Origin of the sequence: Daejeonella sp. (genome assembly GCF_046590655.1) — a bacterium.
Classification (GTDB): domain Bacteria; phylum Bacteroidota; class Bacteroidia; order Sphingobacteriales; family Sphingobacteriaceae; genus Daejeonella.
On the sequence record NZ_JBKJUM010000143.1, the window covers coordinates 1 to 10,859 of the forward strand.

The following is a 10,859-nucleotide window of genomic DNA, read 5'->3' on the forward strand; positions in this document are numbered from 1 at the left end:
TCACAATTAAACACCGATGAACTGATACAATTTGTTGGTGATCAAATGAAGCAACTTTTCAATGCAAATATTGTTTATCTGGCTTTATTGAATCAAAAAACGAACATGATTAATTTCGTGTATCAATATGGAGAAGTGATGCCATCGCGATTAATTGGGGATGGTCTTACTTCTAACATTATTCTAACTGGTGAAGGGCTTCTAATAAATAAAGATATTCAGGAGAGGACAGAAGAGATGGGTATTCAGCAAATGGGCCTCCCGGCTGCGTCGTATCTGGGTGTCCCGATACCTGTTGGAGATGATATTGTGGGTGTCATAAGTGTCCAAAGCACCGAACAGGAAAATAGATTTAATGAGGATGATCAACGATTGTTATCAACAATAGCAGCATCTGTTGGAGTGGCTTTGAACAATGCTTCCTTATTTGAAGATGTGAAACAAGCGAAAATGGAGGCCGAAGCAGCAAGTAAAGCTGCAGAAAAAGCAAACGATGCCAAAAGTGCTTTTCTTTCTACTGTAAGTCACGAGCTGAGAACCCCGCTCACTTCTGTACTTGGATTTGCAAAAATCATACGAAAACGTCTGGATGAAAAAATATTTCCAACGGTAGACCGCACTGATCCCAAAACAGATAAAGTGGTTAACCAAATTATTGAAAACCTTGGGGTTGTCATCTCGGAAGGGGAAAGGCTCACCCATCTTATCAATGACGTTCTTGATCTTGCCAAAATTGAGGCGGGTAAAATGGAGTGGAATGTGGAAGATGTTTCATTATCAGAAGTGGCAGAAAGAGCCATCGCTGCAACAGCGGCATTATTCAGTCAGAAATCGTTAAAACTGGAAAAAAATATTGAAACTGGTCTTCCGCCTATTTCAGGAGATCGTGATAAACTGATCCAGGTGATCATTAATTTAATTTCGAACGCTGTAAAATTTACCGATAAAGGCTCTGTATTGTGTAGTGTTTACCGGAAAAAGAATGAGTTGATTGTAGGTATTTCCGATACCGGAATTGGCATTGCTGCAGAAGATTATGCCGCGGTATTTGAGCAGTTTAAACAAGTGGGCGGTGATACACTTACCGATAAACCAAAAGGCACAGGATTGGGCCTGCCTATTTGTAAAGAGATCGTGGAGCATCATGGGGGCAGGATATGGCTGGAAAGCAAACCGGGAAAAGGTAGTACATTTTCATTTGCTTTACCAATAGTAAGTTCTGAACCAATGGTTAAACCTCTTTATCTGGATCAATTGGTGAAGCAGTTGAAAGAACAAATGGCAAAATCGCCTTTCGATGGAATTGCTGAAAACGCTTCCATTTTAGTAGTGGATGATGATGACTCAATCCGATCATTGCTGCATCAGGAATTAAGCGATGCCGGTTATCTGATAACACAGGCGAGCAACGGAAAGGAAGCACTCGAATCAGTGCGCAAAAATAAGCCTGATCTTATCATTCTGGATGTAATGATGCCCGAAATGAATGGGTTTGATGTAGCAGCTATCCTTAAAAATGATCCCCAAACAATGGATATACCCATCATTATCTTGTCTGTTGTGCAGGATAAAATCAGAGGTTTTCGCATTGGGGTTGACAGGTATTTAACCAAGCCCATTGACACTGCACAATTATTTGCTGACGTAGGAGAATTGCTGGAACAGGGTAAGTCAAAGAGAAAAGTGATGATTGTGGATGAGGATTCTGCCGCAATTCGTTCTTTAACAGAGGTGCTGGAAGCAAAAGGGTACCACGTAGTAGAATCTGATGGGCAGCAATTATTGGAAAATGCAATTGCTGCCCAGCCTGATATTATCATTCTTAATTCACAACAGTCAGAAAAACAGGATATTGTACAAACACTGCGATTTGAAAAAGGCCTTGAAAATGTCTTTTTTCTGCTTTATCAGTGAGAAGAGTAGCATACTATTCAAAAAAGCAGAGGGATACAACAGTTTAATAATCAGAAAACCATGTCAAAAAAAATTTTAATTGTAGATGATGAAGCACACATAAGAATGCTTTTAGAGCAAACCCTGGAAGAACTTGAAGATGAAGGCGTTGTTTTTTTTACTGCCGAAAACGGAGAGCAGGCTTTAGAAATCATTGAATTGGAAAATCCCCAGCTCGTATACCTTGATGTGATGATGCCTAAAATGAATGGCATGGAAGTGTGCCGTAGGGTTAAAAAAGAGCTCGCATTGAAGGAAGTTTTCATTGTTTTATTAACAGCAAAAGGTCAGGAACTCGACCGCCTGAAAGGTCAGGAAGTAGGTGCTGATGTATATATGACCAAACCTTTTGACCCTGAAGTTATTCTGGCAAAGGCTAGAGAGGTATTAGCGCTCGATAACTGACATTCAAATTTGCATTATTAAATGTTACAAGTAAATTTGAAATCGATCATCAGAAAGAATGGAACAGAAAGCCTGATTCATTCAATTATGCATGAAACAAAAACTTTTGCCTGGATTGAAGACGATTCAGGTAAAATACTCGTTGGTGAAGAACGAGAGGAAACTCTATTTTCTTACCCGATAACATTAGAAGGTCGTGTTATTGGACACGTGAAAGGTGATGAAAATGCGTTAATCATAGCAAATATTCTGGATCATCTTGCAATAAAAGAAGCTGAGAGAAAAAAGCTTGGTGCCGAGGTGCTGAACCTTTATCAGCAAATCAATTTAATCTTTAATTTTTCGGATAAGCTGGCACAAACGATTGATGCTTCTTCCATTTGCGTCATTGCATTTCGCGAAGCCATGAGGGTTATTGAGTCTGATAATGGTGTAATTATTTTAATGGATGAAAACACAAAAAAATTACAAATTAAGGCTTCTTCTGGTGACTCTTTTTTTAATGAGGAAACAATAAATGCACAATTGCAATTTTTGCTTAAGATTATTTGGGGGGTTCAGTCAGAGATTATTACCGATACTTCCTTATTGGCAGACGCAGGGATTATATTACCCGAAGTTAATTCAATTATCTATTCGGCATTAAAAGTGAACCACCGCGTAATGGGTGTAATCATTTTAGGTAGTAAGGAAGAGGTTAATTATACCGCAGCTGATTTGAAGTTGCTCACTACCCTTGCCTTGCAATCCTCATCCGCCATGGAAAGCGCATTTTTATACGAAAAAAACATAAGAGAAGCCCAGGAGAAAGAGCAGGCAATGCGCCTGATCAATGAAATTAGCGCGAAATTTGTCCCCTATGAATTTATAGCTTCCCTGGGGCATAAAGTTCTTACTGACGTAAAGCTTGGGGATCAGGTTGAGAAAATTGTGACCGTTCTTTTTTCGGATATCAGGGATTTTACAGCGCTCTCCGAACAAATGACCCCTGAAGAAAATTTCAAATTCGTATGCTCGTTCAACGAGCGTATGGGACCTTCGATACGAAAGAACAATGGATTTATAAATCAATATCTCGGAGATGCAATCATGGCTATATTTCCGGGTAATGCATCCGATGCGTTATGTGCAGCAATTGAAATGCAGCAAAATGTAGTTGATCTTAATCTGGATAGAAATAGAAACGGGCAGCAGCCCATACAGATTGGAGTTGGAATGCACACTGGTCCTCTCATTATGGGAATTACAGGCGATACTGATCGTCTGGATGCTACAACCATATCAGATACTGTCAATACAGCTTCACGACTAGAAAGCCTTACAAAACAATATAAAACGGGCATAATCTTAAGTGAGGCTTCTCTAGCTCTGATCGCTCACAAAGAAAAATTTCACTTACGATCATTGGGTCTCGTTCAATTAAAAGGTAAACAAAATCACATTGACATTTATGAATGTTTCAGCGGAAATACTGAAGAGAATATATTTAGAAGGCAAAAAACCCTGCCCACATTCAATCGGGGAATGTATAATTTTTTAAATAAGTCTTTTAGCGCTGCTGAACAAGCTTTTTTATCGGTGGCCGAAGTAGATCCTCAAGATATGACTGCTGAATTTTTTCTACGAAGTTCCCGTGCTTGTATAGAAAGTGGAGTAAATGAAAACGGTGGAACTAATAAATAAAATCATTAGTGAGGTGCCCGCCCTCCAGGCTGAAAGGTTTATTTGACTTTAATGTATTAAAAAAACCAGCTGCGACAGGCCCTGAAAAGGGCCCATCCTTGCTGGTCATGCACACCACTTACGTTATTTTTTAAGATCGCCTGGCTTAACCTCTTCCTTTTTTGGACTCTTAGTTGAATCTTGCGCAGGCTTTAGTACCGGAGACTGCGGCTTTGGACGCTGCCCTTCTGCCGGCGCCGGTGCACCACCCAGAGGCGTACCCCCTGACTCCTGCCCAGTATCTCCCGTGCCTTTCAGATCATCGTTTTTCACCGATTTTTTTCTACGCTGATTATCCTGGCCATTGGTGATTTTGCCAATCCGATAACTGAAAGCAAATCGGAAACTTAAATTATTCCTTACATCCGTGCTCGATTGCGATAGAACAGAAGTGTTTAATGCATTTTTAATGGTTATAGACTTTCCAAGAAAGTTTTCAGCTCCAAGTCCGATGGTTCCTCTTCCCTGGTCAACATCTTTACGAAGGTTTAAGCTATAAACTCCAAAACCACCCTGCGTTCCCTGGAGCTGCACCTGACCACCGCGGTAAAATCCAAAACTTTCAAAGCTCCAGCCGTTACCAACCCTGTAGCTTCCCATTGCACGGATATTGAATACGAGCCCCGCGTTGCTTGCATTATAAACAGGATCACTAACCTTATTGTCTAATACAGCATAATAAGTATCTACTCCACCGTTAAGGGTAAGCTTATTGGAGATGTTTATACTGGAAAACACGCTCATACCGTAAGCATTTTCCTGCCCAATGTTTGCGTAACTTGTACGTATGGTATCAGCACCTGCCAGATCTCTTATGCTTTGTATGGAGTTATTGGTATTTCTTGCAAATGCTGAAACACTTAGTGAACTATTTTTTATGAAAGTGCTATATCCCAATTCTAAATTATTGGTGTATTCAGGATCCAGGTTGGGATTACCTACAGTAATATTAAGTGGATTCGCAGCCTGAATATTTGGATTTAAAAACTGAAGGGAAGGACGTTGGAGTCGCCTGTTATATGAGAGCTTCAGGGTGTTCCCGGATGCCATTCTTTTGGAGATGTTTATACTGGGTACTAATGCACCATACGATAGATTGAAAGCTGTATTGGCCGCATTATCATAGGCTGCGTCCACCGTAGTATATTCATATCTAACCCCGGTTTTAAAGCTGTATTTTGAAGGAGTTGAAAGGGTGTAGGAAAGATACCCTGCTGTAATATTCTGATCGTAATTGAATGCATTAGCAAAAACGGCATTGTAAGCGTTGGATGCATCCGCCCTCAGATTTTGATAGTCACTTGATACTCTTCGTAATATCTGTTTAGCACCGAACTCAATCATTTGGGTTTTACCTATGGGATTCTGATAGTCCAGTTGAACGGTAGTTTCCAGGTTAGCGCTTTCGTTAATATTTTTAAAATAGCTATCAATTGCGCTTTGATCATTATTATATATTGCATTTTGAAAATTATTTGTTCTGTTATTTTTGCTGATCAACGTAAGAAGACTGAGTTCCTGCTGGGGTTTATTGAAGAGGTGTGTATAATTAAAATTTACATCTACTGTTCCTGAATTGTCTTTGACTTCTGCATCTCTTAAGCTACTGCTCATTAAACTATTGCTTCGGAAGTTTTCAATAAGGAATCCATTTTGGTAGGTGTTAAAGTTTCTAAGGCCATATTCTACCGAAGAGGAGATGTAATTGTTCTTATTGATATCATAATCCCATCCAAACGTATAACGGCCCATCAACATGTTATTATTTGTGGTCGCTTCCTGATTGGTTACAATTTCCTCACTTACACTATTCTTTGTAATTTGAGAATTCTGGAAACTGCCAGTAGTATTATATCCAGCCCGGCCCCTGCCTCCCAGGGAAAAGCCCATTTTACCAGCTTTGTAACTTCCGTTTAAACCAAGACTAGAGCCTCTTAAACCTGCCGCTGCGTCAATGCTCAGCGATCCTCCCTGTAGCGTATTTTTCTTGGTGATGATATTTATTATTCCAGCCGATCCTTCAGCATCATACTTTGCAGAGGGAGAGGTGATCACTTCCACTGACTTGATCATATCAGAAGGAATTTGCTTCATCGCATCGGCAATGCTTCCTGAGGTGATGGTTGATGGACGGTTATTGATTAGAACCCTTATGTTCTGACTTCCACGCATAGAAACATTGCCATCCAGATCAACAGATAGCATCGGAACTTTACGAAGTACGTCCGTAGCATCACCACCCCGATTGCTGATGTCATTTTCAGCATTGTAAACAGTTCGGTCAACTTTTTCTTCTATTAAAGCCCGCTGCGCAACAATGGTCACTTCTTTTAAGACATTCGCACCGGGGATAAGTTGGATTGTTCCAAGCTGCACTTCGGCCTCATTGGTATTAACCTGAATATTCTGAATAATCTTCGTTTCGTAACCCATGAAAGATAAAGTCAGCTGATATGTTCCTGAATCGATATTTGCAAAGGTGAACTTACCCTTATCGTCGGCAACCGCTCCTGCCACAGATTGCCCGGTGGATGCTCTTGCCAGGATGATGCTGGCATAAGAAACGGGTTGCAGGTCTTTACTGTCTGTTAGTATGCCGGTTATCCTGCCATTGTTTTTTTTCGCCGGAGTAGTAGGCGATACTACCTGGGCCTGAGCAATAACCAGGGAGCTGAGCATTGCGAATAGGAATATTATTTTTTTCATGATTTTGGTTCTAATGAAACAAAAGTATTCCTCATGGATATACAAAATTAAAATTGATACCATAAGCATGAATGTTGAGGCCAATGTGTAAAATCTTGTGATGATATTGAGTAGAGGACAGTTAACTTGTCTCTAATTGGATTTCCCCGTTAATTTATCGATGACATCTCCATAGGTGTCACCGATGGAAAATTCCGTCTCACCAATAAATACACTATTTTTCCGGATAGCCGTCACGGCAGCCTTTGATACAATAACTGACTTGTGGATCCTGATAAATTTGGACGAGGGCAATAGTTTTTCAATTCCGCTTACCGTGCTGCGGGGAACAATAGATTTATCTGAATTGTTTAATGTAATTTTTACATAATCCTTTAATCCTTGTATGTAGACAATATCCTTATAGTGGATTTTAACGAGACTGTAATCTACATTGATAAAAAAAAAGTCGGGCTCCTCAACCACTGCTTTTTTTTCTTTCTTTAATTGATCCAGCTGTAAAGCCCTGTCACAGGCTTTTAAGAATCGTTCCATCGGTACAGGCTTCAACAGGTAGTCTACCACTTCAAGTGCAAATCCATCCACAGCAAATTCCTTATACGCTGTCACAAAAATAACCATCGGTTTTTTTGATAAGCTTTCTATGAACTGTAAACCTGTTAACCCGGGCATCCGGATATCTACGAAGATCAGATCTACTTCATTTTCTTGCAAAGCCTGGATAGCTTCAAACGCATTTCTGCAAGTGGCTACTATTCTCAGATAAGGAACCTTGCTGATATTATCTACCAATAAGCTCAAAGCTAATGCTTCATCGTCAACAGCTATACAGTTAAGCATACTCAAGCTCTAATTCAAGTGAAATATAAAAATACCCCTCACTTTTTCTGATAACTAAATTGTGTTTCTCAGGATACAGCAGTGACAAGCGTCTGCGAACATTGGATAAACCAATTCCAGAAGTCTTATCTTTTGGTTCATTGTCCTCCTCATTGTATTTATTCTGCACATTGAAGTAAAGCTTATTATTATTACAATGCAGTTCGATTGTGATCAAAGGATCCTGAATTAAACCAACGCCATGCTTGAAGGCGTTTTCTACAAAAGAAATTAACAACATCGGTTCAATGATGAAGGGCGTTGAAGGCACGTCAAAGGTACTTGTAATTTTTATAAAGTCGCCGAAACGCTGCTCCTGCAGGTCAATATAGTCGTGTAAATATTGCGTTTCTTCATGCAGGAACACTTTTTTGTCGGTTTCATACAGCATATATTGCATGAGTGTCGATAATTTCATTACCGTAGGTTCGAGCTCTCTGCTGTTCATTCTAACTAAAGCGACAATATTGTTTAATACGTTGAAAATAAAATGAGGACTAATTTGAGAACGCAGGAAGGAGACCTCAGTTTTTAAATTTTCCTGCTGTTTTTCACTGGCCAATGCATCTTCTCTGGCCTTATCGGTAATGGTTTTATAAGCGATGCTTGCAGTGATGGTAATAACAAAGGCAATGATGTTGTGGAAGGAGGAAATTAATAAATTGATTTTCCTTTCGATAAACAAGGGAAAAAGAGCTCCACGAAAAAGCATCATGATAAAAAATAGAGCCACCAGGGAAAGAAAATAAAACAAGTACTTTTTATTGTAAAGTAGCATCGGCACGAGAAACATTGCATTGAGATAAAAGATACCCGCCCGGAAAACATTAGTTAATGCATTGAGGCTCCTGAACGGACTTACCCTGTTATCATCATAATCAAATATGTAATTAAAGAGGATTATTACTGTCCAGACGCTGATGTGGATAGCTGCCGTACTCCATTTTTTGACCTGCCAGTGCGAGTTAGATACAATCATTCTAGAATTATGAAAAGGATAATTTACAAGGTGCTATTTTTAGACGTTTCGCAAGAAAGCCGTCTAATTCTAATTAATGCCAATCTAATTTACCACTATTTGTATTACGAAGTTTTTCAGAGATACTATACTGGAAATCATAGAGACGAACAGGGAAAATATTGGAATAATTAATGAATAAATCCCCGCGAACCATCTTCGCTTGGCACTACCAAGGCTTATAATCGGTAAATGATTCGGGAGGATTTATTTTTCCCTGCTTTGATCGCTGTTAAGGTGCCTCCTGCCTTTACATTTAAGTCTCCAGTTTTCGTGCGGTTATAATTTAACGCCGACTCTAAGCTTAGTATAATGTTTAACTATTATTCTGCTTAAACACTTCTATCGTTGTTATAAGCTCATCTTTATGGTAATAGTTCTAGATTGACTAATATTTTCCCTAAAACTCAAACTTTCCCAGATACATGCTATCCGACTGCCTGCTCCTGTCAGCCGCGACAAAAGCCAGATAGCCATGTAATGTGGTGCCGTGAGGATTTTTGACAACAACAGTCTCTTCCCCTGATTGACGGTAATTGCCGTAGACGCTTCCAAAAGGGTCTGCGGCTTCAGTATTATGAAACAAAATCATTGCCTGATCGGAAGCACCGATTCCTGATGGTTTCCAGGTGACTCTCATTATATCAGGTTCCTGAAATTCACATTTAATATCATCCGGAAGGCGCAAATTACCGAAGCTTATTTTTACTAGTGCTGGATCGATCACAATTTTTCCGTCGATTACCTTTAAAGCATTTCGCATCAGATAAGATTTGGCAGCTGCGAAACCCTGGAACCGTGGGTTATAACCCTTAAACCCCGGTTTCACATAATATATAAGCGATCGCAAATATCGTTGCGCAACCGCAAATTTTTCCCGGTTAAAAGCTTCGTCTTTAGTTGGGGCCTTGGTTCTTCGTTTGTAAATGCCCTTAATGTAGCCCACTCCATTTACCACGTATCCAATATAAGATCCAGCCTTACCGATGTAGGGCCCATTGGGCCCGTTGATCAATCTGCCCATATGTTTAGGGTTTTTGGTTTTATGAATATAAAAACATTTTCTGAACAAAGCAAAATTAAAGCTTAAGTAAAGGTGAGGTAAACCCAAGGAAAACGGGCCTGCACATGGGAATCATACGCGTTTCATGCGCGTTTCGTACGCGTTTCCTTCGCGTTTCCTTCGCGTTTATTTGGGAAGCATGGAGAATATTTCTTGCTCGGAGTATTTAGCCCGGCTACAGTTCAGGTCAACCAAATTTGCCGGGAAATGAAACTATTCTTAATATTACCTCTGAAATATATTTTACTGATTTTCAACAGCTTGCCGACCTGATGCACATTTTTCGCATTTAATGTGAATTTAATGTTAGCGAAATGTTAAATTTAGTTACTCAAATGTTTCGGTTTTGGTTTCTACAAAATATAGGTTAAGAGCGCCATCAGATTTCGAAGATCTGATATTGATAAATTAATGTTCCGTTAATACCCTAACGATAAATTAGCGGCATTGTATAAGCAAAGGAAATATTAAATTAAATAGCTAGTATGAGTAAAAAAGTACCCACATAAAAACCGCTCCTGAAGAAGAACCGTTTCCCCGCTGCAAAATTGGATTGAGCCCCATGTTGCTGCCCCCAACAAACAACATCATTAACTAAGTATTCGAAAATAACAAACCATCATGATTTTGCCAGATGCCACTGAGCATGAATTTTTAAGATCATGATAGCCCTGCCTTCCGGCAGGCAGGTTATCACCTTATAAAACCAAACTATATACAGATGAAAAAATTTTTACTGCACCAGCAGAAGAGTGCGTTTTTAGGTATATTCCTATTCGTGCAAGCTTTATTGATACTACCTACACAAACACTTTTCTCACAGTCAGTACCAGGCAGGATCACGGGAAAAGTAACGGATGAAAATGGCGCTCCACTTCCGGGAACAAGCGTCAAAATTGAAGGTACTGGCAATGGAGTGCAAACAGGTGCTGACGGATCATATACTCTGGCCGCACAGCCGGGTACCTACACTCTTATTGCGACCTTTATTTCTTACCAAACGAAGCGTATAACGGGAGTTCTGATAACTTCCGGGCAAACAACAATCAGTAATGTAAGCCTTGTGCCCGAAACAGGGGTTTTGAATGAAGTCGTCGTGGTGGGTTATGGAAC

Annotated in this window: 8 protein-coding genes; 4 read left to right on the forward strand and 4 right to left on the reverse strand. The window is 39.8% G+C overall.

The features are described 5' to 3' along the window. From ACLL8Z_RS13315 to ACLL8Z_RS13325, 3 genes are all read left to right on the forward strand, one after another. On the forward strand, nt 1-1,914 hold a 1,914-nt coding region (locus ACLL8Z_RS13315; RefSeq protein WP_411275276.1), incomplete at its 5' end, for a response regulator. 60 nt (nt 1,915-1,974) lie between these two features. Further along, nucleotides 1,975-2,358, forward strand: a complete 384-nt coding sequence (locus ACLL8Z_RS13320; protein ID WP_411275277.1) for a response regulator transcription factor — start codon at nt 1,975-1,977, stop codon at nt 2,356-2,358. Nucleotides 2,359-2,379: 21 nt separating this feature from the next. Beyond that, nucleotides 2,380-4,041, forward strand: coding sequence for an adenylate/guanylate cyclase domain-containing protein (locus ACLL8Z_RS13325; protein WP_411275278.1), 1,662 nt, complete (start codon nt 2,380-2,382; stop codon nt 4,039-4,041). 123 nt (nt 4,042-4,164) lie between these two features. Here ACLL8Z_RS13325 and ACLL8Z_RS13330 read toward each other — a convergent pair whose 3' ends face one another. The 4 genes from ACLL8Z_RS13330 to ACLL8Z_RS13345 form a co-directional block, all read right to left on the reverse strand. Continuing rightward, entirely contained in the window at nt 4,165-6,786 is a 2,622-nt protein-coding gene (locus tag ACLL8Z_RS13330; protein WP_411275279.1) for a TonB-dependent receptor domain-containing protein, read from the reverse strand. A 132-nt stretch (nt 6,787-6,918) separates the two neighbouring features. Further along, nucleotides 6,919-7,626: a LytR/AlgR family response regulator transcription factor gene (locus ACLL8Z_RS13335; protein ID WP_411275280.1), complete on the reverse strand. Its 708-nt coding sequence runs from the start codon at nt 7,624-7,626 to the stop codon at nt 6,919-6,921. After that, nucleotides 7,619-8,644 (reverse strand): sensor histidine kinase, encoded by a 1,026-nt coding sequence (locus ACLL8Z_RS13340; protein WP_411275281.1) that lies wholly within the window; start codon nt 8,642-8,644, stop codon nt 7,619-7,621. The genes ACLL8Z_RS13335 and ACLL8Z_RS13340 overlap by 8 nt, the downstream gene beginning before the upstream one ends. 439 nt (nt 8,645-9,083) lie before the next feature. After that, nucleotides 9,084-9,707: a DUF6266 family protein gene (locus ACLL8Z_RS13345; RefSeq protein WP_411275282.1), complete on the reverse strand. Its 624-nt coding sequence runs from the start codon at nt 9,705-9,707 to the stop codon at nt 9,084-9,086. A gap of 760 nt (nt 9,708-10,467) precedes the next feature. On the opposite strand from ACLL8Z_RS13345, the gene ACLL8Z_RS13350 reads away from it, so the two are divergent. Next, on the forward strand, nt 10,468-10,859 hold a 392-nt coding region (locus tag ACLL8Z_RS13350; protein ID WP_411275283.1), incomplete at its 3' end, for a carboxypeptidase-like regulatory domain-containing protein.

Bases quoted from the DNA above. Each gene is read 5' to 3' on its own strand.
- ACLL8Z_RS13340 (WP_411275281.1), bottom strand. From the start codon at position 8,644: ATGATTGTATCTAACTCGCACTGGCAGGTCAAAAAATGGAGTACGGCA.
- ACLL8Z_RS13335 (WP_411275280.1), bottom strand. From the start codon at position 7,626: ATGCTTAACTGTATAGCTGTTGACGATGAAGCATTAGCTTTGAGCTTA.
- ACLL8Z_RS13320 (WP_411275277.1), top strand. From the start codon at position 1,975: ATGTCAAAAAAAATTTTAATTGTAGATGATGAAGCACACATAAGAATG.
- ACLL8Z_RS13330 (WP_411275279.1), bottom strand. From the start codon at position 6,786: ATGAAAAAAATAATATTCCTATTCGCAATGCTCAGCTCCCTGGTTATT.
- ACLL8Z_RS13345 (WP_411275282.1), bottom strand. From the start codon at position 9,707: ATGGGCAGATTGATCAACGGGCCCAATGGGCCCTACATCGGTAAGGCT.
- ACLL8Z_RS13325 (WP_411275278.1), top strand. From the start codon at position 2,380: ATGTTACAAGTAAATTTGAAATCGATCATCAGAAAGAATGGAACAGAA.